The organism is Streptomyces sulfonofaciens (assembly GCF_014656295.1).
In the GTDB taxonomy this organism is placed as follows: Bacteria; Actinomycetota; Actinomycetes; order Streptomycetales; family Streptomycetaceae; genus Streptomyces; species Streptomyces sulfonofaciens.
In genome coordinates, this window is sequence record NZ_BNCD01000002.1 from 468156 (window position 1) to 492165 (window position 24010).

Genomic DNA, 24010 nt, shown 5'->3' on the forward strand with positions numbered 1-24010 from the left:
GGCGGCCGTCACATGCCCCAGCGCAGTCCCGGGGTGCTCACCGGTGCGTCCCACAGCCGCAGCAGCTCCTCGTCGACCTGGCACAACGTCACGGAGGCACCGGCCATGTCCAGCGACGTCACATAGTTGCCGACCAGGGTGCGGGCCACCGCCACCCGCCGCTGCGACAGCACCCGCTGCACCTCGGCGTTGAACCCGTACAGCTCCAGCAGAGGGGTGCCACCCATGCCGTTGACCAGTACCAGTACCGGATTGCTGGGCTGCAGGTCCTCCAGGACGGCGTCCACGGCGAAGTCCGCGATCTCACCCGAGGTCATCATGGCGCGCCGCTCACGGCCCGGCTCGCCGTGGATGCCGATGCCCAGCTCCAGCTCGCCCGCCGGCAGGTCGAACGTCGGGCTGCCCTTGGCCGGGGTGGTGACGGCGCTCAGGGCGACGCCGAAGCTGCGGGTGTTCTCGTTGACCTGACGGGCGATCGCCTGCACCTGCTCCAGGGGCCTGCCCTCCTCGGCCGCCGCACCCGCGAGCTTCTCCACGAAGAGCGTCGCCCCGGTGCCGCGCCGCCCCGCCGTGTACAGGCTGTCCGTGACCGCCACGTCATCGTTGACGAGCACCTTCGCGACCTGGATGCCCTCGTCCTCGGCCAGCTCGGCGGCCATGTCGAAGTTGAGCACGTCGCCGGTGTAGTTCTTCACGATGAACAGCACACCCGCACCGCTGTCCACCGCGGCGGCGGCCCGCACCATCTGGTCGGGCACGGGCGAGGTGAACACCTCGCCGGGACAGGCCGCCGACAGCATGCCCGGGCCCACGAACCCGGCGTGCAGCGGCTCGTGCCCCGAGCCGCCGCCGGACACCAGGCCGACCCTGCCCTCGAGCGGGGCGTCCCGCCGCACCACCACGCGGCTCTCCACATCCACCGTCAGCTCGGGATGGGCCGCGGCCAGGCCCCGCAGGCCGTCGGCGACGACCGTCTCCGCCACGTTGATCAGCATTTTCATCGGTACCTCCAGGTGGACCCGGTCGGGCGGAGCGCGGCTCACCGGCCGTCGTCCGCGCCGGTGCCGGGCGGTGGCCCGGTCGTTCAAGAGCAATATCATCAGTATCAAGAATTCACTGTCACGCGTCACGGCCGGGCCCGTTGCGTCGCACGGTGTCTGACGGCGCCTCACCCGCCTTCCGGGACGATGAACTCCGACCACACGCACTTGCCCCCGCCGCGCGCCTCCACCCCCCAGTCGTCGGCGAGCCGGTCCACCAGCAGCAGCCCGCGTCCCGACACCCCGGCCTCGCCCGCCTCCCGGCGCCTGGGCAGCGCGCTGGAGGAGTCCTCCACCTCCACCCGCATCCGGCGGGCCCCGCCGTCCTGCAACCGTACGGTCACGGTGGCCGGGCCCTCGGTGTGGACGAGCACATTGGTGATCAGCTCGTCGGCGACCAGCTCCATCTCGTCGCCGCGCTCCTCGACGCCCAGCGCCCGCCCGGCCGCCCGGATCAACTGGCGTGCCGCGCTCAGCGCGCCGGGGTCGTCCCGTGCCACCTCGCGGCGCAGCCGCGTCCCGGCCTGCCGGGCGTGCCGGCGCAGCAGCAGCAGCGCCACGTCGTCCTCGCCCTCCCGCTCGTCGACGACCGAGGAGAGCTCGTCCGCGAGCCGGTCCAGGTCGTGCGGTCCCGCCCCGACCTGCGCGGCGAGTGCGGCAAGGCCCTCGTCCACGTCGGCGCCCGGCCGCTCCACCAGACCGTCCGTGAACATCAGCAGCGTCTGGCCGGGCGCGAGCTCCAGCGTGGTCACGTCGTACTCGGGCCTGCCGAACTCCTCGGAGTGGCCGAGCGGCAGGCCGCCCGCCACCTCGACGGGCCGGCAGGTGCCGTCCTCCAGGCGCAGCAGCGGGGCCAGGTGGCCGGCCCGCACCAGTTGCACCATCCCGGTCGACAGGTCGGCCTCCGCGTACACGCAGGTCGCGAAGCGCTCGGTGTCCAGCTCGTTGAGGAAGACGGAGGCCCGGGTCAGCACGGTCGCCGGGGTGTGCCCCTCGGCGGCGTAGGCGCGCAGCACGATGCGTAGCTGGCCCATGACGGCCGCCGCGTGGGTGTCGTGGCCCTGCACGTCCCCGATGACCGCCCCGTAGCGCCCCCGCGGCAGTGGGATCATGTCGTACCAGTCGCCGCCGATCTCCCGGGCCAGCGAGGCGGAGCGGTAGCGCACGGCGACGTCGGCGCCGGGCACCGCGGGGATGCTGTGCGGCAGCATGGCCTCCTGGAGGCTCTGCGCGAGGTCCGTGGCCTGGTCGAAGAACATCGCCCGCTGAAGGCCCTGCGCGATGTTGCTGGCCAGCGCGATCAGCAGGGTGCGCTCCTCGTCGGAGAAGGCGGTCCTGTCGTGGTAGTGCAGCGCGAAGACGCCGATGGGGCGCCCCTGGGCGATCAGCGGCAGATAGGCGGCGGCGGTCAGGCCGTAGGCGCCGAAGACGTCCCACAGCTCGGGATAGGTCCGCTTGAACTCCTCGGGCGACTCGATGAACAGCGGGCTGAGCGTGCGCACCGCGTCATTGGTGGGATACCGCTCGTCCAGTCGGGTCACCTCGCTGCCGGGCGCGAGCCTGCTCGGGGGCTGGGCGGCGACGATGTGCAGCCGACCGCCCTCGACGAGGCCCAGCACCATGCTGGCCGAGCCCAGCCGCTCGACGTCGTAGGCGTCCCTGAGGACCTGGACCACGTCGCGCACGGTGCGGGCGCGGGCCAGCGCGGTGGTGGCGTTCTGCACGACGGTGCCGAGCGGCACACCGCCGCGGTGCGCCGGACGGGCCGGCGGGCGGCCCGGCTCGCCCAGCTCTTCCGTGGCGTCCCTGACGATGCCGTGCACCCACCGGGCGCGCCCCTGCGCGTCCCTGCGCACGAACCCGTGCGTGTGCGCCCAGCGCAGCCCCTCGCCGGGCCGCAGGACCCGGAAGTAGGTGCCGTAGCTCTCCGCCCGGCCGCGGAACGCCGTGCTGATGGTGTCCCGGATGCGGCGTGTGTCGGCGGGCGGGATGCGTGCGCCGAGGGTGCCCGGGCGTCCGTCGTACTCGTCCTCCGCGATGCCGAAGACGGCGAGCCCCGTGGCGTCCATCCGCATCCGCCGCCGGTCCAGGTCCCAGTGGAAGCTGCCCAGGCGGTTCAGCGCCAGGATCGGGACCTGGCGCTGGGGCTCGGGCTCCTGAGGCGAGGAGCGTGCTCCCCCATCGGCCATGTGTCCATTCTGCTCTGCCCTGCCGGGTATGCACAGAAAACCAGTGAAATCAAATGTTCCTGGCTGCTATGGCCTGAGTTGCATGGCTACGGGCGCCGGGGTCGGGCGAGGGCGCGATCAGCGGGCGATGCTGACGTGGATCGCCTTTCCCCCGCCCTCCAGTTGGTTGATGGTGACCTGCTTCGCCAGGCGGCACACCATCGGCCAGCCGTAGCCGCCGGGCAGCCACTGCCCGGTGGGGGCGGCCGAGGTGGGCAACGCGCTGCTGCGGTCCTGCACACTCACCGTGACGTGGCCAGGCTGTGTGATCACGTCGAGGTGGACGAGTCCGCCGCCGTGCCTGATGGCGTTGGTGACCAGTTCGGAGACCACCAGGAGGCAGTCGTCCACGAGCTGCTTGTCCAGGCCCCGCAACCGTCTTCTGGCCAGGTCGCGGGCCTGGGCGATGCTGGTGGACCGCACACCGCGGCCACCGGGCGCACCCGGGCTGCTGTCCGCCTGCACTTCCGCTTCCGTCACATCGTTCACCCCGTCAGAAACTCGCTCCACCATCCGCCTGCCCGACTTGCGGCGGCGTACGCCGGAATGCTCCCGCCAGTTTGCTGCGTGCTCGCCGTCCGCGGGGCTCTTTGCGGTATGTGGACGCCCCGGTTCCCCTGGCCCCACGGGGTGGGGCGGGGTGGTCAGTGCAGCCACTGGTCCTGGTCGGCAGGGCGGTAGACGGTCACGGCGCGGGGCAGTTTGTCGAGCACGAGGTGGGTGTCGGAGGCGCGGGTGACCTCGCCGTCGTAGGCGAACCGGGGGTCGCCCTCCAGCACCTCCAGGCGCAGCCGGCGCACCTGCCCGGTGGTCAGCACCCGCGAGCTGTGCAGGGTGCCGGTGAGCACCGCGAGCAGCAGCCTGGTCCTGGCGAAGGGAGTGCCGCCGTCGACCGCGCGGACGTCGAGGAGACCGTCGTCGAGCTGGGTGCGGTAGGTGGGCGCGAACCCGGCGGGATGGTAGATGCCGTTGCCGGCGAAGAGCAGCCACAGCCGGCGCGGCCGGCCGTTGACGGCGATCCGCACCGGGCTCCCGGTGGCCAGCACCGTGGCGAGGCCGACGGCGACCGCCGGCCATTTGCCGATGCGCTCCTCCAGTCGCTCCCTGGCCTGCACCAGATCCGAGTAGACACCCAGGCTGAACGTGTTGAGGAAGAGCTGGTCCGTGCCGCCCTGCGCCTTGGCGTGCCCGACGTCCGCGACGACCGCGTCCCCCTCGCGGACCGCACGCGCCACGTCCGCCAGGGACTGGTTGCCCAGATCGAGCGCGAAGTGGTTGAAGGTGCCGCCGGGGAAGACCGCCAGCGGCACGTCGTGGCGCAGGCATGCCTCGGCCGCGGCGTTCACGGTGCCGTCCCCGCCGCAGACCCCCAGCGCGCCGCCCGCCGCCGCGGCCCGGGCCGCCGCGGCGTCCAGCACGGCGGCCAGGTCGTCGCCCTGGTCGAGGACGGTGAGCTCGGCGGCGGGCAGCAGGGTGCGCAGCTCGTCGGCGGTGCCGGTGGCCTCCTGGTTCCAGGAGAGGCCGGAGGACGGATTGAGTACCAGTTCCATCCCCGCGCCGTCCTTGAGCGCGGGGGCCGGGGTGCGGGGCGGGGCGGCCGCCGCGGCCGCCTCGGGCTTGACCGGCCACCAGCGGCAGGTCAGCACCGCCGCACCGGCGCCGATGGCGATCCCGGCCGCGACCTCGCCCTTGCGCGAGCCGACGGAGCGGATCCGCGAGGCGGCCAGGGCACCGGTCACCGGCCCCACCACCAGGCCGAACCGGGGTGCTTCCAGCAGGGCGCCGAGGGTGAGGGCCGCCGCGGCGGCCGCGTGTCCGGTGGCGCCGGTGGGCGGGCGGCGGGTGCCGGCCGGGGCCAGGGCACGGCCGGCCGCGGTGGCCAGGGCCAGGGAGCCCAGCGCGCGCAGCGCCGCACGGCGGGCCGCACGCCCGGGGAGCCGGGGTGTCCACTTCATCTGCCAGCCCCCTGAGCCTCGGCCGTCACACGGTGCACTGCCTGCTCGCCGTGTGCGCCGTAGGCGGGTCACGGCGCCGCCCCACCCTATAGCGGTCCCATGGCGGTGCGGGGACATGCGGTGGGGCCGGCGTCCCCACCGCATGCGGCTCACGCGCGTGCCCCGTGGCTCGGGGCCGCCTGCCGGCTCCCTCTCAGGGGAGCCGGTTGATGGTGAAGGTGGATGTGGTGTTCTTCACATCCTGGGCGTTGTCGGAGAGGGTCAGGTTGTGGAAGGTGACCTCGCCGACCGCGGGCCCCTGCCCCGGTTCGGGCAGTTCGTTGGCCCACAGCCCGAAGCCGGACTTGGCGTCGTAGGCGTCACCGCTCTTGTGGGCGCCGGTGATGGTGATGTCGGTCAGCACGGTGTCCTTGATGGGGAACTGCGGCTGGCCCCCCACGTAGTTGGTCTGGAACATGATGCCGCTGTACGTCGGGTCGATGATGTCGGTGTTGTTGATCCTGATGCCCTGGAACACCTTCGAGGCCGAGAAGAGCCAGATGCCCGGGAAGGTCTGCGACCCCCAGAAGTGGCCTCCCGCGCGCACGATGGAGATGTTCTCCAGCGTGGTCGGGCCGGTGCCGAAGCCGTTCATCGGATATCCGAAGTCCAGCGAGCTGACGGTCACGCCCGAGTACACCAGGGTGTCCGCGATGTGGATGTTGCGGAAGGTGTTGTCATAGCCCCCGTAGACGGCGACGCCGGCGGCGCGCCAGGTCAGGATGGCCGTCAGGTTCTCGTAGACGTTGTTCTTCTCGTCCGCGCCACCGGCGTCGATGGCGGAGAAGAGGGCGAAGCTGTCGTCTCCGGTGGCCCGGGCCTCGTTGTTGACGACGTGGTTGTCCGTGCTGCCGTTGGTCATGTTGACGCCGTCGGCGAAGGTGTCGCGGATCCGCGAGTTCCTGATGGTGACGCGGTCGGTGTTGGCGCCCCAGTAGAGGCACACCGTGTGCTCGTTCCAGATGTTGTCGATGGTCATGTCGGCGACGTTGGAGAAGTCGAAGACCTTGCCCGGCCCGTCGATGCGGGAGGTGTAGTTGCCGAAGTAGGAGAAGTTCGCGAAGACCGAGCCGTTCGCGGAGCTCTCCGCGCGGAAGCCGACGTCGGTGTTCTCCTGGGACGACGGGGCGTGGAAGCGGGTGTACCAGGGCCCCGCGCCGACGACCCTGACGGCCTTGCCGTAGACCTGGAACTTGCCCGACGTCTGGTAGTCGCCGGGCGGCAGGTACACCCCGGTGAGGGTGCCGGTGGTGTCCATGCGGACCTTGTCCAGGGCGTTCTGCACGTCCTGCTGGGTGAAGCCGGCCGGCTGCGTGTACCGGGCGGGGTCCGGGTTGGCGAGCGCCGAGACCTGCTCCAGGCTGATGAAGTCGATCGCGTACTTCGAGGTGTTGGCCGCGTCCTTCTGCAGCCGGATGGTGCTGCCCGCCGGTACGGTCTCGCCGAGCATCAGATTGGCCTCGTCGTAGATGTGCCGCGGTGAGCCGGCGCCGGGCGAGTTGCCGGGACCGGTCTCCGCGCCGTACAGCCACGCGTACTTCGACGTCAGGTCGATCGCCTTGCGGAACGTGCCGTTGACGTACACGTCAAGCGTCGCGTTCGTGCCGCCGCCGCCCGCGGAGTCCGGGATGGAGAAGCGGGTGACCAGCGTGTTGGTGCTGGCCTTGGTGGTGAACTCGACGTAGCTGCCGGTGCTCTCCAGCGTGACGGCCCGCCGTCCCGACGCCTCGCCCGCGAGGTCCCCGACGGTGCGGTTGGGCCCGACGGTCCTGGCGCCGCCGCCGGCCACGCCGTCCTCCGCCTCGTAGGTGTCGTAGGGCAGGTCGGCGCCCCTGCCGACGAACAGCGGCTGCGAGGTGGTGTTGTTGGTGCGCTTGACCGGTACCTCGTTGGCGTCGTCGGCGATGACGGTCCTGACGGTGTACTTGCCGTTCGCCGCGGTCCAGGTGCCCAGGCCGACCGGCGCCGTGGTGGCGCCGGGTGCGATGGCGCCGCTGTAGGACCCGGTGAGCGTCTTGACGGTGCTGCCGTTCGCCGCCAGCACCGAGAGCGTGATGGCGTGTCCGCCGCCCGCGGAGGCCACGGTGCCCTGGTTCTTGAGGGCGACCGAGAAGGTGACCGTGTCGCCGCCGGACGCGGCGCCGGGCGACCAGCTCACCGGCGAGGCCAGCAGGTCGGAGCTGGAGACGGGTTTGACGACCAGCGGGGTCGGGCTGGTGTAGGCGTTGTTGCCGTCGTCCTGCTCGATGACCTTGTTGTCGGGGTCGACGGTGGCGCCGACCTGGTAGCTGCCCGCGTCGTGCGCTCCGGTGTTCGCCGTCACCGTCGCCGTGGCGCCCGCCGCGATGGATCCGACCTGCGCCGTGCCCACCTTGGTGGAGCCCAACTGGAAGGCGACGTCGGCGGGGTCGGAGGCCGCGGTACCGGTGTTGGCGACCGTCGCGGTCAGGCTGACCTGGTCGGACTCCACCGGGGCCGAGGGGCCGGCGGTGACGGCGGTGATGCGCAGGTCCGGGTTGGGCGCGGGCACGCCGAGCACCTGGAGCTCGCCGACCTGGCCGGCCGGGGCGCCGGTGTTGCCGGTGAACCTGAGCTGGACGTCGGCCACGCGTGCCGTGACGGGGACGGTCACCGTGTTCCCGGTGGCCGGGTCGAAGGCGTAGCCGCGGCCGGAGACCAGGCTGGTGAAGGAGCCGGCCTTCTGCTCGCGGCCCAGCACCTCGAAGGTCTGGGTGCGCTTGCCCCAGACGGGATCGGGGTTGAGCTTGACGACCACCTGGTGGACGTCGGCGTTGGCGCCGAGCTTGACGGTGAGGGTGTTGGGGTAGCTGCCGGGGCCGCCCTCCCAGTACGTGCCGGTGTTGCCGTCGTTGGCGTTCTCGGCGACGTAGGTGAACACCGTCGACGAGGCGCTGATCGGCTTGTGCGCGGCGAGGTCGGCGTCCTGTGCCCGCGGGCCGTCGCGGGTGACGGTGTTGCTGCCGATGGACCGGTTGCCCGCGGCGTCCCTGGCCCGCACCTGGTAGGTCGTGCTGGAGCCGGCGGGCCGGGTGTCGGTGTAGCCGGTCGTGCCGCCGCCGACGCTGCCGAGCAGGGTGCCGTCGTCGGCGTACACGTCGTATCCGGTGACCTTGGTGTCGTCGTGCGACGCGCCCCAGGTCAGCCGGATCTTGCCGCCCGTGCGCTCGGTGAAGGCCAGGTGCTCCGGCGCCGTCGGCGCCTGGCTGTCGCCCCGGACGGCCTTGCGGGTCACGGTGTTGCTGTCGGGCGACTGGTTGCCCGCGGCGTCCCTGGCGCGGACGAAGTAGGCGGCCGCCGAGCCCGCCGGCGGGGTGTCCGTGTAGGTGGTGGTGGCCGCGCTCACGCTGGTGCGCAGGGTGCCGTCGCCGGTGTAGACGTCGTACCCGGTGACCTTGGTGTTGTCGTGCGACGCCCGCCAGTTGAGCTTGACCTGGCCGGTCTCGGGTTCGCTGAAGGCGAGGGCGCGCGGGGCGCTGGGCGGCCGGGTGTCGCCCCGTGCCGGGCCGAAGACCTCGATCTCGGCCAGTTGACCGGCGTCCCGGTCGGAGTTGGCGGTGATCAGCACGCGGACGTGGCGCGTCACCGTGCTGCCGAACGAGAGCGTCGCGGACCGGTCCCGCGGGCCGCCGAACGTGTAGCGGTGCGAGGCGACCAGGTCGGTGAAGTGGGTGCCGTCCGTGCTGCCCTGGAGCGTGAGTGTCTGCGTCGTGGTGCGCCGGCCGGACGGCAGCGCGAGCACCACGCGGTCGACGGCCACGGAGGCCCCGAGGTCCGTCCGGATCCACTGCGGCAGACGGCCCCCGGCGCTCTGCCAGTAGGTGGCGCGCGTACCGTCGCCCGCCCTGGCCGCCGCCGAACCCTGCGCAGAACTGCTTGCGGTGAGCGGCTTGCCGTGGGCCAGGTCCACTGCGTCGGCCACGGCGGCGGGCCGGCCGGTGTCCGCGGCGCCGGGCACCGCCGGCAGGCCGATCGCGGCCAGGGTGGTGGCGAGGACGGCGGTCAGCGCCCGTCGCCTCCAGCGTTGTCTTCGCATCGTTCCCCTGTCCTCGGCGCGGGCCGCGCACGGCGGCCGGGCGCCTTGTCGTCGAGTACGGGTGTGCGGAGTGCCGGGCGCGCCGAGGTCCCCGAGCGCGGGGCAGGGCCACTCTGGGGTCCCGATCAGGACCTCGTATTCTTGCGCCTATTTGTTGAAGAATTGCAGAAGTGTGTACCCGAGTCCACGGTTTGAGCAGACCTTCTTGCTGGACTTTGTGTACTGCGGGGCGGGTGCAGGTCGGCGGCCAGGCCCGGGCGGGCAGGACCTGGCCGGAAGCGGTGCACGGCGGTGGGTTTGGCGCGCCCGGCGCGGGGCTACCCGCAGCCACGGGGAAGGGGCCGAGAGGCGAGTGCGAGTGGGGCACGGAGCACGGAGCTCGGAGAGGAGAGCCGAACGGTGACGTCCACGGCGTGGCACGCGGAGGACCGGCAGGATCTCGTCGCGTTCCTGGAAGAGGGTTTCGCCTGTGCGCAGGCGTGCGCCGACTGCGCCCGGGTCTGCGCGGGCCGGGTGAGCTTCGCCGGTCCCGGCGACGCGGCGGTGGGGCACGAGATGCGACGCCAGGCGGTGCTGTGCACGGAGGTGTGCGACGCGACCTGCGCGATGCTGTCGGAACAGGCGCATCAGGACGAGTACGGCATGCGGATCCAGGTCGAATGGTGCAGGGCGATGTGCATGGAGTGCGCTCATGCGTGCGATGCGCACCCGGGAGCCGAGGAGTGCGCGGCGGCCTGCCGCGCCTGCGCCCGCGCCTGCACGGACTTCCTCGCCATCCTCGGGTGAGGGGGCGCGGCACCCGGTGGGGTGCCGCCCGCACAGCGGTGTGCCGCCCAGGAAGTGATCTTCCTGGGCGGCACACCGCTGTGCGGGACGGCCGTCGGCTGTGAGGCGGCAGGGGCAGCGATGGCGGCACCGCATCTGTGCGCGCAGCTCCGCGAACGCCGCGCGGAACCGGCCGGGCCGCTGCCGGGACGCCCGGATAGCCTGACTGCCCGACGATCCGCCCCGACGGGCGGGAACAACAGGGGGTGACCGTGCAGGACGGCGATCCCGGGCTCTTCGGGCCGGCTTCGGTGACCTGGCAGATGCACGCCGACCCGATGATGTGGGTGGCGGGCGTCCGCGCGCTCTACCTCCAGGCACTGCACCCGCGCGCGGTTGGCGGCGTCATGCAGAACTCGGACTTCCGCAGGGACGCCTGGGGCAGGCTGATCCGCACCGCGCGCTTCGTCGCCACCACGACGTACGGCACCGCCGAGGCCGCGCGCGAGGCGGGCGCACGGGTGCGCGCCATCCACGGCGCGCTGACCGCCACGGACCCCGCCACCGGCGCGGTCTACGGCGTGGACGAGCCGGCGCTGCTGCTGTGGGTGCACTGCGCGGAGGTCGAGTCCTACCTGCACGTCGTACGCCGTTCCGGCTTCCCCCTCACCGACGGGCAGGCCGACCGCTACATCGCCGAGCAGCGCACCGCCGGCGCCCCGCTGGTCGGACTCGACCCGCGCGAGGTGCCGGCCGACCGGGCGGAACTCGCCGCCTACTTCGAGCGGGTGCGGCCCGAGCTGGCCGCAGGACCCGAGGCGGCGGACGTCGACGCGTTCCTGCGGTGCCCGCCGGTGCCGGCGGCGCTGCTGGCGGCACGCACGGCGCTCTGGCGCCCGCTGGCGGGCCTCGCGTACGCCGCGCTGCCGCCGTACGCCCGCGAGCTGTACGCCAGGCCCGCACCACCGCCCGACGTCGTGACCCGCCGGCTGCGAACCGCCGGGGCCGTGCTCCGAAGGATCCCGGGCCGGCTGCGCTGGCGGCTGCCGCCCAAGCACATCCTGCGTGCCATGGAGCGCCTCGGACCGGGCGCCCGCCCCTCGCCGTACACACTTCAGGGCCGTGTAGCCATACTGGACGGGCCGGGGGAGGGCACGGGCGGGTGACGGGGGCGACTGAGGGAGATGGCGGAAAGCAGACTCATCCAGGGCCGCTACCGGCTGCTCGACGTCATCGGGCGGGGCGGTATGGGCGAGGTGTGGCGCGCCCGTGACGAGTCGCTGGGCCGCCGGGTCGCCGTCAAGTGCCTCAAGCCGCTGGCGCCGCAGCAGGACCGGTCCCTCGCGCGCGTGATGCGCGAGCGGTTCCGCCGCGAGGCCCGGGTCGCCGCGTCGCTGCAGCACCGCGGGATCACGGTCGTGCACGACTTCGGCGAGCACGACGGCGTGCTGTACCTGGTCATGGAGCTGCTGGAGGGGCGGAACCTGAGCGAGGTGCTGGCCGGGGCGGACCGCGCGCGCCGGCCGATGCCGGTCACCGACGTCGAGGAGGTCGCCGACCAGGTGGCCGCCGCGCTCGCCTACACGCACGAACAGGGCGTGGTGCACCGCGATCTGAAACCGGCCAACATCATGCGCCTCACCGACGGCACGGTGAAGATCTGCGACTTCGGCATCGCCCGCCTCGGCCACGACATCGGCTTCACCCAGCGCCTGACCGGCACCGGCATCGCCATGGGCACCCCGCACTACATGTCGCCCGAGCAGATCAGCGGCGGCTACGTCGACCACCGCAGCGACCTCTACTCCCTGGGCTGCGTGCTGTACGAGATCGCCACCGGCGCGCCGCCGTTCGACCTGCAGGACGCCTGGGCGGTGCTCGTCGGACACCGCGACACACCCCCCAGGCCGCCCCGCCGGCACCGCGCCGACCTTCCGCCCTACCTGGAGCGGATCATCCTCGATCTCCTCGCCAAGGACCCCGGCGCCCGACTGGGCGACGCGCGCGACCTGGTCCACCGCATCCGCGCGGGCCGGGGCGGGCCGTGGCCCGCCGGCACCGTCCGCCGGGCCGGCCGGTACAGCGGCCTGCCGCCCTGGGCCACCGGCATGACCACCGGCCCCAAGGCCACCGGCACAGCGGGCCGGCTCCCCCTGGGACCGGACCCCACCCCGCCCGGCGCGGCCGCCGGCCTCAGCGGGCCCTGGACCACCGCGCCACCGGCGGCGCACCCGGAGGGGAGCGGCGGCCGCCCCGCGGGAGGCACGACGGGCCCGGGCCCCGCAGGCACCGCCGGAACGCACCGCACCGCTCCCCGCCCGCCGGCGCCGTCCGCGGCCGTGGCCGCCGTGCTCGCCTCCCGGCACGAGGCCGGGCTGAGCCTCGGCCGGCTGGGCCGCTGGGAGGAGGCGGCCGAGGTGCACCGGGCGGTCGCCGCCGAGCGCACCCGGGCGCTGGGCCGCGCCCACCCGGACACCCTCACCAGCCGCTACGAGGCCGCCTTCAGCCTCAGCCGCACCGGCCGTCCCGAGGCCGCCCTCGGCGAGTACGGCGACGTGGCCGCGGCCCGCGCCCGGGTACTGGGCGCCGACCACCCCGACACGCTCGCGGCCCTCCAGGAGACGGCTTTCGAGCTCGGGCGGCTCGGCCGGCACGCCGAGGCCCACCAGGTCTACTCGGCCGTCCTGGCGGCCAGGACGCGTGCCATGGGGCCCGACCACCCGGACACGCTGCGCTGCCGGCACAACCTCGCCTTCAACCTGAGCAGGCTCGGCCGCCTGGAGGACGCCTGCCGGATGGCCGCCGAGGTGGCCGAGGCCCGGGCCCGGGTGCTGGGCGCCGACCACCCCGACACGCTCGTCACGCAGTACGAGGTCGCCTACGTACTGGGCCTGCTCGGGCACTGGTCGAAGGCCCTGGAGACCTACCGTGCGGTCGCCGGGGCCCGCGCCCGGGTACTCGGCCCCGACCACCCCGACACGTTCGCCGCCCGCTACGAGATCGGCATCAGCCTCGGCCGGCTCGGCCGCAGCACGGAGGCCCTCCGGCTGTACCAGGGGCTGATCGACGACCGGAGCCGGGTGGACGGCCCGCTCGCGCCCGAGACGCTGCGCGCCCGGCACGGTCTCGGCGTCAACCTCGGGCGCCTCGGCCGCTGGGAGGAGGCACTGGCCGAGGCGCGCGACGTGGCCGCGATCCGGGCCCGGGTGCTGGGGCCCGACCACCCGGACACCCTGGTCAGCCGCCGCGAGGTCGCCGTCGCGCTCGGCTGGCTGGGCCGCTGGCCCGACGCCCTGCCCGAGTACCGCGCGGTGGCCGCCGCCCGCGCCCGCTCGCTGGGCACCGGCCACCCTGACACCCTCGCGGCCCACAACGACGAGGCGCACTGCCTGGAACAGCTCGGCCGCGGGCCGGAGGCCGTCGCCCTGTACCGCGGCGTGGCCGCCCTGCGGCAGCGGTACGCGCCCTGAGCGCACCCGCGCCCGGCGCCTTCCGCGCCCCTCAGCCGACCGCCCTCAGCCGGCGGCGGGCCCCCTCCCCCCGCCGTGCGGTGCACACCGTGGACCGGCAGGACGGCGCCCACCGCCCCCTGGCCCCGCCGATCCTCGCGTGTTACGAAGGACCATGCCTGCTCGCGATGCCTATGACGCCGTGATCATCGGCGGCGGACACAACGCCCTGGTGGCCGCCGCCTACCTGGCGCGCGCCGGACGCACGGTAGTGGTCCTCGAGCGGCTCGACGGAGCGGGCGGCGCGGCGGTCTCCACCCGCCCGTTCGCGGGAGTCGACGCACGGCTGTCCCGGTACTCCTACCTCGTCAGCCTGCTGCCGCGGACCATCGTGACCGACCTGGGCCTTGACTTCCGGCTCCGCAAGCGCACGGTCTCCTCCTACACGCCCGTGCAGCGGGCCGGACGCCCGACGGGCCTGCTGGTCGGCTCCGGCCCCGGCACCGAGGAGGGCACCCGGGCGTCCTTCGCGGCGCTCACCGGCGGCGAGCGCGAGTACGAGGCGTGGCAGGACTTCTACGGGCGCACCCGGCGGGTCGCGGAGCGGGTCTTCCCGACGCTCACGGAACCGCTGCCGACCCGGGAGGAGCTGCGCCGCCGCGTCGACGACGAGGAGACGTGGCGGATGATCTTCGAGGAGCCACTCGGGGCCGCCGTCGAGGAGCACTTCCAGGACGACCTGGTGCGCGGAGTGGTCCTCACCGACGCGCTGATCGGCACGTTCGCCGGTGCCCATGACCCGTCGCTGCGGCAGAACCGCTGCTTCCTCTACCACGTCATCGGCGGCGGCACCGGCGACTGGGACGTACCGGTGGGCGGCATGGGCGCGTTCACCGACGCGCTGGCCGCCGCCGCACGCGCCGCGGGCGCCGAGATCGCCACCGGGCACGAGGTCGTCAGCGTGGAGACGGACGGCCGTGAGGCGGAGGTGGCCTACCGGACCCGGGACGCGGAGGGCACCGTCGCCGCGCGGCACGTCCTGTCCGGCGCCTCTCCGCAGGAGCTGGCCACCCTGCTCGGCGAGGACCCGCCCGCGCCCGCGGAGGGCGCGCAACTGAAGGTCAACATGCTGCTGGAGCGGCTGCCGCGGCTGCGCGACACCTCGGTCGACCCGCGTGACGCGTTCGCGGGCACGTTCCACATCGCGGAGGGCTACGAGGCCCTGGCCCGCGCCCACGACGAGGCCGAGGGCGGCGCGCCGCCCGGCGCACCGCCGTCGGAGATCTACTGCCACTCGCTCACCGACCCGACCATCCTCGGGCCCGACCTCGCCCGGCGCGGCTGGCACACCCTCACGCTCTTCGGACTGCACACGCCCGCCCGGCTGTTCCGCCACGACAACACGGCGGTGCGCGAGCAACTGCTGCGCGCCACGCTGGCCCAGCTCGACGCGCACCTGGCGGAGCCCATCGAGTCCTGCCTGGCCAAGGACGCCGAGGGCAGGCCGTGCATCGAGGCGAAGTCCCCGCTCGACCTGGAGCGCGACCTGCGGCTGCCGGGCGGCAACATCTTCCACGGCGACCTGGCCTTCCCCTGGGCCGGGCAGGGCACGGGCCGCTGGGGCGTGGCGACCGCCCACCCCAACATCCTGCTCTGCGGCGCGGGCGCGGTGCGCGGCGGCGGAGTGAGCGGCATCGGCGGCCACAACGCCGCGATGGCGGTGCTTGGGCACTAGGACCCGCGCGTCGGGGCCGGTAGGAACGGCCCGCGCCGCGCGGGCCCGGTCGTCCCACGGACCCCGGTCGTCCCGCGGACCCCGGGCCGCCCCGGGCTCTGGTCGGACACCGGGGCGCGGTGGTGCCGGGGGGTCCCGCGTCAGGCCCTGGGCCGGCCGGGTGCCCGTCGGAGCCGGTCAGGTACCCGAGGGCCCGCGCAGGTCCACCAGGCGCCTGATCTTGCCGACCGAGCGCTCCAGCGACTCGGGGGCCACGATCTCCACGGCCACCGTGACCCCGATGCCGTCCTTCACCCCGGCCGCGATCGCACGGGCCGCCGCCTCGCGCGCCTCGGGCGTCGCGCCCGGCCTGGCCTCGGCACGCACCGTCAGCGCGTCCATCCGGCCCTCGCGGGTCAGCCGCAACTGGAAGTGCGGTGCGACCGCGGGGGTGCGCAGCACGATCTCCTCGATCTGGGTGGGGAAGACGTTGACGCCCCGCAGGATCACCATGTCGTCGCTGCGGCCCATGACCCTCGCCATCCGCCTGAAGACCCGTGCCGTGCCCGGCAGCAGCCGGGTGAGGTCGCGCGTGCGGTACCGCACGACGGGCATCGCCTCCTTGGTCAGCGAGGTGAACACCAGCTCGCCCGGTTCCCCGTCCGGCAGCACCTCTCCGGTGACCGGGTCCACGACCTCGGGCAGGAAGTGGTCCTCCCAGATGTGCAGCCCGTCCTTGGTCTCCACGCACTCCTGCGCCACACCGGGACCGATCACCTCCGACAGCCCGTAGATGTCGACCGCGTCGATCGCAAGGCGCTCCTCGATCTCGCGGCGCATCTCCTCGCTCCACGGCTCGGCGCCGAAGACGCCGACCCTCAGCGAGGTGGTCCGCGGGTCCACGCCCTGCCGTTCGAACTCGTCCAGCAGCGTCAGCATGTACGAGGGCGTGACCATGATGATCTCGGGCCGGAAGTCCTGGATGAGCTGCACCTGGCGGGCCGTCATACCACCGGACGCGGGGATCACCGTGCACCCGAGCCGCTCGGCGCCGTAGTGCGCCCCCAGCCCGCCGGTGAACAGGCCGTAGCCGTACGCCACGTGCACCTTGTGACCGGGGCGCCCGCCCGCCGCCCGGATCGACCGGGCCACCAGGTCGGCCCAGAGCGACAGGTCGGCCTCCGTGTAGCCGACGACGGTGGGACGGCCCGTCGTCCCGCTCGACACGTGCAGCCGCCGCACCTCGCTCTCGGGCACCGCGAACATCCCGAACGGATACGTGTCGCGCAGGTCGGCCTTGGTGGTGAACGGGAAGTGGGCGAGGTCGGCGAGCGAGCGGCAGTCCTCGGGTCGCAGCCCGGCCCGGTCGAAGGCGGCCCGATGGAAGCCGACGTGGTCGTAGGCGTGCCGGAGCGTGGCCCGCAACCGCCGGAGCTGCACCTCCCGGAGCTGCTCCGGATCCAGCAGCTCGCCCGCGTCCCGCGGGTCCGCAGGGTCCGCCGGTTCCGCGGCACAGGTCGTCGTCATGGGCGTCCTCCCTCGCCAGCAGGCCACCGCGGTCGACCGATCATTCGGTCTGGGGCCGCACGGAGATCAGTAATCCAGGGGCTCCGGGGGCGCGTCAAGGGAGCGGGCGCGGTCTTCGGAGCGGCCGGTCGGGCGCTGCGGCGAAGGCGGTGCGGGGGCGGGCGGTGCGGGAGCGCGGGGGACGGCCGGTCCGGTGCGGCGGCCGGCCGGGGCGTCGGCCCTGCCGCCCGGTGCGGGCGGGTCCGTGGACGGGCGGGGATCGGGACGGACGGGCTCGCGCAGCGTCCGCAGGAGCAGCCAGCCGAGGGCCGGCAGGCCGGTCAGCGGCGCGAGCGCGACCTCGAGCGAGGTGGCGTCGGCCAGTGCGCCGATGGCGGGGCTCGCCAGTCCGCCGGCGCTCACCGCGAGCCCGAGGGTGACGCCGCTCGCGGTGCCGACGCGCCGCGGCAGGTAGTCCTGGCCGAGGGTGACGTGCAGGGAGAACGGCACGTACAGGCCCGCCGAGGTCAGGGCGAGGAACAGGTACAGCAGCGGTCCGGGCACCCACACCACCGCGGCGACGGCGGGGACGGCGAGGGCGTAGGACCAGCGCATCACGGGCAGCCGGCCGAAGCGGGCGGCGAGCCGGCCGCCGGCCGCGGTGCCCACCGCACCGCCGAGGTAGAGCACGAACAGCGCGGCGCTACCGGCGGCTTCGCCGCCCGCGGTGCGCAGGGGCGCGTACAGCGGGACGAACGCGCTGAGGCCGACGAAGGCGATCGAGCGGCACACGACGGCCCCCGACAGCCTGGCGAAGGACGGCCAGTCGTCGGTGTCCGCGGTCCGCTCGGCGCGTGCCGCCGCGGGTGGCGCCGCACTGCCGGCCGTCCGGAGCGCCACGGCGCACAGACCGCAGCCGGCCAGGGCGGGCGCCACCAGCAGCGGGGAGGCGCCCGGGCCGCCGGCGGTCAGCACGGCCCAGACCAGCGGGGGTGCGGCTGCGAACCCGATGGTGCCGCCGAGCGAGAACCAGCCCATCGCCGTGTGGCTGCCGCGGCTGGTGGCGCGGGCGACCCGTGCGGCCTCCGGATGCCAGGCGGCGACGCCGATCCCCGACACGGCGATGGCGGCGACGGTGAGCGGGTAGGAGCCGCCGACGCCGCTGAGGGCGACCCCGGTCCCCGCGGCCAGCGTGCCGGCCGGCAGCAGCCACGGCATCGCCCATCTGTCGGTGAGCGCCCCGAACAGCGGCTGGACGACCGAGGAGAGGAGCGAGGCGGCCAGGACCAGTCCGGAGGCCGCCGCATACGTGTAGGCCCGCTCCGCCACGAAGAACGGCACGAGCGCGGCGACGGATCCCTGGTAGACGTCCACGCAGGCGTGGCCGAGCGACAGCAGGGCCATGGGGCGGGTGCGGCGGAGCGGCAGATGCGGGGGCACCCCCCGATCGTGGACTCCGCCGCCCCGGTCGCGCTTCCGATAAAGTGCCGAACCATGCCGGAAGTCCGCCACACCCCGCAGGCGCCCACGCGCACCAGGGTCCTGGGCCCCGGCGAGGGCATCGAGGCCCACTCGCACGACGAGCACCAGATCGTCTACGCCGGCGCCGGAGTCGTGGCCGTCACCACCGACGGAGGCACCTGGTTCGCGCCCGGTACCCGCGCCCTGTGGGTCCCCGCGGGCACCGTCCACGCCCACCGCGCCCACGGCCGGCTCGATCTGCACCTGCTCGGCCTGCCCGCCGGCGACAACCCCCTCGGCCTCGACGCCCCCACGGTGCTCACCGTCGGTCCCCTGCTGCGCGAACTCATCCGCGCGTGCACCCGCGAGGCCGCGGGCACCGGCCCCGAGTACCGGAGGCTGCGTGCCGTCCTCCTCGACCAACTGCGCGCCTCACCGCAGCAGCCGATCCACCTGCCCGCTCCCACCGACCCGCGCCTTGCGGCCGCCTGCGCACCGCTGTACGGCGACCCCGCCGACCGCCGGACCCTCGCCGAGCTCGGGGCCCGGGCGGGCGCGGGCGAACGCACCCTCAGCCGGCTGTTCCGCGCCGAGTTCGGCATGACCTTCCCCCAGTGGCGCACCCAGTTGCGCCTGTACCACGCCCTGCGGATGCTGGCCGACGGCACCTCGGTGACGAGCGTCGCGCACCGCTGCGGATATTCCTCCACCAGCGCGTTCATCGACGTCTTCCGCCGTGCCTTCGGGCACACGCCCGGCACCCACGACCGCCCCGACCGGCCCGGCCGCCGCGTCTGAGACCGCGCGGCGTTTCGGGTCCGGCCCACGGGGGGTGTCACCCGGCGGCGTCGATCCGCTCGATCGCGACGCCGAAGGTCTCCGCCAGGCCCGCACGGCCCGTGTCGGTGAGGTGCACCACGCGCCGGTACTTGCCGCGCCGCAGCCAGCCGCGCTCGAACAGCCGGGCCGTGACCAGGCCGCCGAGGGGCCCGGCGAGGTGGTGGCGGCGCTCCGCCCAGTCGACGCAGTAGCGCACGGACGCACGCCGGCGTGGCAGGGCCGCCAGATCCACCCCGAAGCCGCCGAGTACGGTACGGCCCTTCGGTGTGAGCCCGTAGGCGACGTCCGCGGCCCCGCCGTCGCCGGGCGGCGTGCGCACGGTGAGGACGCCGTCCTCGCACAGCGCGGCCATCAGGGCGACGCCGAGCCGCCCCGCCACGTGGTCGTAGCACAGCCGCGCCCGTAGCAGCGCCCTCGCCCGGCCGTCCGCGCTCAGCGTGCGCGGCGGCAGCGGGCGCGCGATGCGCGCGAGCTGCTCCAGCGCCTGGGCGACCTCGGGCGTGGCGAGCCGGTAGTACCGGTGCCGTCCGTCGAGTTCCACGGTGACCAGGCGCGCCTCGCGCAGCCGGTTCAGGTGTCCGCTGACGGTGGAGTTGGCGACCCCGGCCTCGGCGGCCAGCGCGCTGGCCGGCAGGGCGCCGCCGCCCGCAAGCGCGAGCAGGATTCTCGCCCGTGAGGGATCACCGATGGCGGCGGCCGCATCGGCCACGTCGGTCTCGGTGCTCAGGCTCATGCGGCCGAGGGTAGGCGAGAGTGGCTTCGGTCCCGGCCGAAGCGTCCTGCGGCACAGCGGCACGGACCGCCGCGGGACCGGTGCCGTGCCGGACCGCCCCGGGACCGGTGCCGTGCCCGCGCCGTTGCCTCGTCAGCTTCATCGGCTTCATCAGCTTCCTCTGTCCCGCCTGCCTTGTCGGTTCCGTCTGCTCCGTCCGCCTCACCCGCCGCCGGACGCCGGACGGGCCGGCCGGGACCGTCAACGCGGCGCACACCGCCCTGCCCGCACCCGCGTACGCCGGTTCCGCTCCTCGCGCCGGTTCCGCTCCGCGCTCCGGTCCCGCTCCTCCCGGCCGTCCCGCTCCTCTGGACTGTCCTTCGGCCCGTGGGAAGGACGTCTCGACCGGCACCGCACTGATCCGGCCCGACACTGGCCGCCATGACGGCACACCCCACCTCCCACACCGCGCGGACCGCCGGCGGCCCGCACCGGACGGCCCTCGCGGCCGTCTGCCTCGGCCACTTCTTGGTCGTCCTGGACGTCACGGCGGTCACCGTGGCCCTGCCGGTGATCGGCGACGCCCTGGACGCGTCCGTGACGGCCCTGCAGTGGGTCGCGGACGGCTACACGCTGGTCTTCGCGGGCCTGCTGCCGTTCAGTGGCGGCCTCGCCGACCGGATCGGCGCCCGGCGGGTCTTCCTCACCGGGCTCGCACTGTTCACGCTCGCCTCCGCCGGGTGCGCGGCCGCGTGCAGTGCCCCGCTGCTCGTCCTGGCTCGGCTCGTGCAGGGCTGCGGCGCCGCCCTGCTGCTGCCCGCTTCGCTGGCGCTGCTGCGCGCGATGTACGCGCACCGGGCGGCACGGGCCCGCGCCATCGGCCTGTGGGGCGCCGTCTCCGGCCTGGCTGCGGGGGCGGGACCGGTGCTGGGCGGCCTGCTGGCCCAGGGCCTGGGCTGGCGCGCCGTCTTCCTGGTCAACCTCCCGGTCGGCGCGGCCGGGGCGCTCCTCACGCTGCGCTGCGTGCCGGCGCCGCCCGGCCGCTCCCGGGGCGGCCTCGACCTGCCCGCACAGAGCGCGCTCGCGGTGAGCCTGGCCGCGCTGGTGACGGCCCTGGTCGAGGCGGGCGCACTGGGCTGGACACATCCCGCGGTGCTCGGCGCCGCCGCGCTGTGCCCCGCGGGAACGCTCGTCTTCCTGCGGCTCGAAGGACGCGCCCGGGCTCCCATGCTGCCGCTGCCGCTGCTCACCACGCCGGGCCTCCGCCCCGCCGTCGCCATCGGGGCACTGCTCAACCTCGGCTTCTACGGCCTGCTCTTCCTCGCTCCGCTGTACTTCCAGCGCCTGCACCACTACGGCGTGCTGCGCGCCGGCTGTGCGCTGCTGCCGGCCGTGGCGGTGGTGGCGCCGGGCTCCGCACTGGCCGGGCGGGTGATGGCGCGCACCGGGCCGCGCCCGCCGATGGCCGTGGGCCTCGGCGTGGGCGCGCTGGGCCTGCTGGGCTGGCTGCTCGCCGGTCCCGCCACCGGTTACCCGGCACTGGTCGCGCCGATGGCAGCGGTCGGATTCGGTACCGCCCTCACCATGCCCGCGGCGACCCTGGCCGCGACGGAGGCGGCGGCACAGGACCGTGCCGGGGCCGCTTCGGCCATCTTCAACACGGCACGGCAGAGCGGCAGCGCCCTGGGTGTGGCCGTCTTCGGCAGCCTCTCGGCGGATCGCCTGGTCACCGGCCTGCACATCTCGGCCCTCATCGGTGCCACGGGGTTCCTGGCCGCGGCAGCGCTGGCCGTGCGGTACGGAAGCGGTCCCTCCGCGGCGCGCTGAGGCGGCCGCGCCGGTCGCCGTCCGGGCCCCTTGCGCACCCCACCGGGCCCCTGTCCGGCACTGGAGCCGGTCGCTAGGCTGGCGGCGGTTGACGAACCCAGAAGGAGCACGGACGTGGCCGAAAGCACCACCCAGCAGCCCCCGCTCGCAGGCTGGGACAAACCCGAGCTGGACCTCAGCAACGCGGACTGGCAGTCGAGCAGCCGCGGGCGCGGAGACGTGCAGATCGCGTTCGTCGAGGGCTTCATCGCGATGCGCAACAGCGGCCGCCCGGGCAGCCCGTCCCTGATCTTCACCCCCGACGAGTGGGGGGCGTTTGTCCTGGGCGCGCGCGAGGGAGAATTTGATCTGACATGATCTGACCCGGTTCGACCGATCCAGGGGGGACCGACCTGGACCGGCCGTGCGGTGGCGGCCCATCGGCCGCCTGCGCGTCCGGCACCGGAGACGAGGACCCATGAGCACGCTGCCGGTCGTCGTGGCCGTCGACGGTTCGGAAGGCAGCCTGCGCGCCCTGGACTGGGCGCTGGCGGAGGCGCAGCTTCGCGAGGCGCCCCTGCGCCTGGTGCACGTGCGGCAGTACGCCGCGTGGCCGCAGCCGGAGGTGCCGGTCTCCGACCGGCCCGAGGAGCCCGCCGAGGACCGGGTGCTGACCCGGGTGCTGGCCTCCTTCTCGGGCCGTGCGGGACTGCCTGAGGTGGACACCAGGAGCCCGGAGGGCGACCCGGCCGCGGTACTGCCCGAGCTGGGTGCCGCCGCGCAACTGCTGGTGCTCGGCTCCCGCGGGCGCGGTGGCTTCGCCAGCCTGCTGCTCGGCTCGAACGGGATGGCCGCCGCGCGGGACGCACCCTGCCCGGTCGTGGTGGTGCCCCGGCCGGGCCGCGAGGCGCCGGACACCGCTCGGGCCGCACCCGGGCCCCGGGTCGTGGTCGGCGTCTCGGTGGAGGCCCCCGACGACAACACCCTCGACTTCGCCTGCGCCGAGGCCGTCCGGCACGCGGCCCGGCTGGAGGTGGTCTGCGCCTATCCCCGGCCGAGTTACGCATGGACCGCCGCGGGCGACTTCACGCCGACCGCCGAGGACGAGGAGGCGGCGCAGGCGGCCACCGCGGACCAGTTGGACGAGATCCTGGCCCCCTACCGCCAGGCCTTTGCCGGGCTGACCGTCGAGCCGCGGGTGGCGCCCGGGGACGCGGCCGGGCACATCGTCGCCGCGTCGAAGGACGCGGAACTCGTGGTGGTCGGCCGCCACCACCGGCGGATGCTCAGGCCCGCCCGGATGCTGGGATCGGTCACGCACGCCGTCGTGCTCCACGCGGCCAGCCCCATCGCGGTCGTCCCGCCGGGCCCCGAGGGCGCAGAAGCGGCGGAGTGAGCCCGGCGCCGCCCGCTCCCGCGCGCCGCCCGGTCCGGCGTGGCGCCCGGTCCGGCGTGGCGTCCGGTCCGGCGTGGCGTCCGGCTCGACGCGTCGTCCCTTCGGTGCAGTCCGGTGCAGTCCGGTGCAGTCCGGTGCAGTCCGGTGCACTGCGGGTGCAGTTGGGGTGTAGTCCGGGGCAGGTCCAGTGCGGTTCGGTGCTGCGTGGTGCAGCTCAGTGCAGCACCACGCAGCCCCGCGCCCGCAGCGCGTCCAGCAGCCGCGGCGGGATGCCGACATCGTTCCAGCGCAGGTCCAGCTTCTCCAGGGCGGGCAGCTCGGCCAGCCAGGCCGGCAACCGCCGCAGCCGGTTGGCGCGCAGGTCCAGGCGGCGCAACAGCGGCAGCCCGCGCAGCGCCTCGGGCACGTCCTCGAACACGTTCTCGCGCAGGTCGAGTTCCCGCAGCTCGCCCAGCCGGCCGAACGTCTCGGGCAACAGCGCCAGCCCGTTGCCGCGCAGCCACAGCTCACGCAGCGTGCCGAGCCTGCCGAGCGCCCCGGGCAGGGCGGTGAGGCGGTTGTGCTGGGCACGCAGCTCCACCAGGCCCGCCATCGACCCGATCGCCTCCGGCAGGGCCCGCAGCCGGTTCTCGCCGACGTTCAGATAGGCCAGCCGGGTCAGCCGGCCCAGCGTCCCTGGCAACTCCTCCAGCCGGTTGCCGTGCAGGTACAGGCAGCGGTCGAGACCGGTCAGGTCGCCGATCGCGTCAGGGACCCGGGCCAGCCTGTTGTGCCCGAGGTCCAGTGTGCGCAGGCCCTTCAGCGTCCCGATGCGATCGGGGACGGTGGCCAGCGCGTTGCCGGCCAGCACCAGGACCGCCACGTCGGGAAGCTCCCAGACCTCCTCGGGCACGGCCGTGAGGCCGCCCCGCCAGTGGCTGACGACCCGCTCCGCCATGTGCACCCGACCTCCTTCCGCGCCGTTTCGGGCGCGTCCACCGGTGGTACGTCTGCTGACTGCACGGCCCGTACCGATATATCCGCCTTCCATCCCGTCCGCCATCCG

General features: G+C 74.4%; 17 protein-coding genes. 8 read left to right on the forward strand and 9 right to left on the reverse strand.

All coding sequences use genetic code 11. The features are described 5' to 3' along the window. Positions 1 to 8: 8 nt before the first annotated feature. From dhaK to IE313_RS05035, 5 genes are all read right to left on the reverse strand, one after another. On the reverse strand, positions 9 to 1001 hold the full coding sequence (dhaK, locus tag IE313_RS05015) for a dihydroxyacetone kinase subunit DhaK (protein ID WP_189929661.1): 993 nt from the start codon (positions 999 to 1001) through the stop codon (positions 9 to 11). 167 nt (positions 1002 to 1168) lie between these two features. After that, a complete protein-coding gene (locus IE313_RS05020) occupies positions 1169 to 3229 on the reverse strand; it encodes a SpoIIE family protein phosphatase (protein WP_189929662.1) in 2061 nt (686 codons plus the stop codon). Between the two features lie 117 nt (positions 3230 to 3346). Continuing rightward, positions 3347 to 3748 carry an ATP-binding protein gene (locus tag IE313_RS05025; RefSeq protein WP_189929663.1) on the reverse strand — a complete coding sequence of 134 codons (402 nt, stop codon included), beginning with the start codon at positions 3746 to 3748 and terminating at the stop codon, positions 3347 to 3349. A 164-nt stretch (positions 3749 to 3912) separates the two neighbouring features. Further along, positions 3913 to 5223, reverse strand: coding sequence for a diacylglycerol/lipid kinase family protein (locus IE313_RS05030; protein WP_229924381.1), 1311 nt, complete (start codon positions 5221 to 5223; stop codon positions 3913 to 3915). Positions 5224 to 5416: 193 nt separating this feature from the next. Beyond that, positions 5417 to 9316, reverse strand: coding sequence for a discoidin domain-containing protein (locus IE313_RS05035; RefSeq protein ID WP_189929664.1), 3900 nt, complete (start codon positions 9314 to 9316; stop codon positions 5417 to 5419). A gap of 399 nt (positions 9317 to 9715) precedes the next feature. Here IE313_RS05035 and IE313_RS05040 point away from each other — a divergent pair, with 399 nt between their 5' ends. From IE313_RS05040 to IE313_RS05055, 4 genes are all read left to right on the forward strand, one after another. Continuing rightward, complete coding sequence (locus IE313_RS05040) at positions 9716 to 10102, forward strand: four-helix bundle copper-binding protein (protein WP_189929665.1); 387 nt, start codon at positions 9716 to 9718, stop codon at positions 10100 to 10102. A gap of 302 nt (positions 10103 to 10404) precedes the next feature. After that, complete coding sequence (locus IE313_RS05045) at positions 10405 to 11247, forward strand: oxygenase MpaB family protein (protein ID WP_189929836.1); 843 nt, start codon at positions 10405 to 10407, stop codon at positions 11245 to 11247. 18 nt (positions 11248 to 11265) lie between these two features. Further along, positions 11266 to 13551, forward strand: coding sequence for a serine/threonine-protein kinase (locus tag IE313_RS05050; protein ID WP_189929666.1), 2286 nt, complete (start codon positions 11266 to 11268; stop codon positions 13549 to 13551). Between the two features lie 154 nt (positions 13552 to 13705). After that, on the forward strand, positions 13706 to 15265 hold the full coding sequence (locus IE313_RS05055; RefSeq protein ID WP_189929667.1) for a phytoene desaturase family protein: 1560 nt from the start codon (positions 13706 to 13708) through the stop codon (positions 15263 to 15265). Positions 15266 to 15442: 177 nt separating this feature from the next. Here the strand turns inward: IE313_RS05055 and paaK are convergent, their stop codons facing one another. After that, positions 15443 to 16771, reverse strand: a complete 1329-nt coding sequence (paaK, locus tag IE313_RS05060) for a phenylacetate--CoA ligase PaaK (protein ID WP_189929668.1) — start codon at positions 16769 to 16771, stop codon at positions 15443 to 15445. A gap of 66 nt (positions 16772 to 16837) precedes the next feature. Next, positions 16838 to 18154, reverse strand: a complete 1317-nt coding sequence (locus IE313_RS05065; protein WP_189929837.1) for an MFS transporter — start codon at positions 18152 to 18154, stop codon at positions 16838 to 16840. A gap of 90 nt (positions 18155 to 18244) precedes the next feature. On the opposite strand from IE313_RS05065, the gene IE313_RS05070 reads away from it, so the two are divergent. Beyond that, positions 18245 to 19009 (forward strand): helix-turn-helix transcriptional regulator, encoded by a 765-nt coding sequence (locus IE313_RS05070; protein WP_189929669.1) that lies wholly within the window; start codon positions 18245 to 18247, stop codon positions 19007 to 19009. Positions 19010 to 19046: 37 nt separating this feature from the next. Here the strand turns inward: IE313_RS05070 and IE313_RS05075 are convergent, their stop codons facing one another. Then, the gene (locus tag IE313_RS05075; protein WP_189929670.1) at positions 19047 to 19784 is read right to left on the reverse strand and encodes an ArsR/SmtB family transcription factor; all 738 of its coding nucleotides are present in this window, start codon (positions 19782 to 19784) and stop codon (positions 19047 to 19049) included. A 420-nt stretch (positions 19785 to 20204) separates the two neighbouring features. Between IE313_RS05075 and IE313_RS05080 the strand changes: the two genes are divergently transcribed. The 3 genes from IE313_RS05080 (at position 20205) to IE313_RS05090 (ending at position 22965) form a co-directional block, all read left to right on the forward strand. Beyond that, positions 20205 to 21590, forward strand: coding sequence for an MFS transporter (locus IE313_RS05080; RefSeq protein WP_189929671.1), 1386 nt, complete (start codon positions 20205 to 20207; stop codon positions 21588 to 21590). A 114-nt stretch (positions 21591 to 21704) separates the two neighbouring features. After that, positions 21705 to 21947, forward strand: a complete 243-nt coding sequence (locus tag IE313_RS05085; RefSeq protein ID WP_189929672.1) for a DUF397 domain-containing protein — start codon at positions 21705 to 21707, stop codon at positions 21945 to 21947. Between the two features lie 100 nt (positions 21948 to 22047). Beyond that, a complete protein-coding gene (locus IE313_RS05090) occupies positions 22048 to 22965 on the forward strand; it encodes a universal stress protein (protein WP_189929673.1) in 918 nt (305 codons plus the stop codon). A gap of 214 nt (positions 22966 to 23179) precedes the next feature. Here the strand turns inward: IE313_RS05090 and IE313_RS05095 are convergent, their stop codons facing one another. Beyond that, positions 23180 to 23902 (reverse strand): leucine-rich repeat domain-containing protein, encoded by a 723-nt coding sequence (locus IE313_RS05095; protein WP_189929674.1) that lies wholly within the window; start codon positions 23900 to 23902, stop codon positions 23180 to 23182. Positions 23903 to 24010 lie beyond the last annotated feature (108 nt).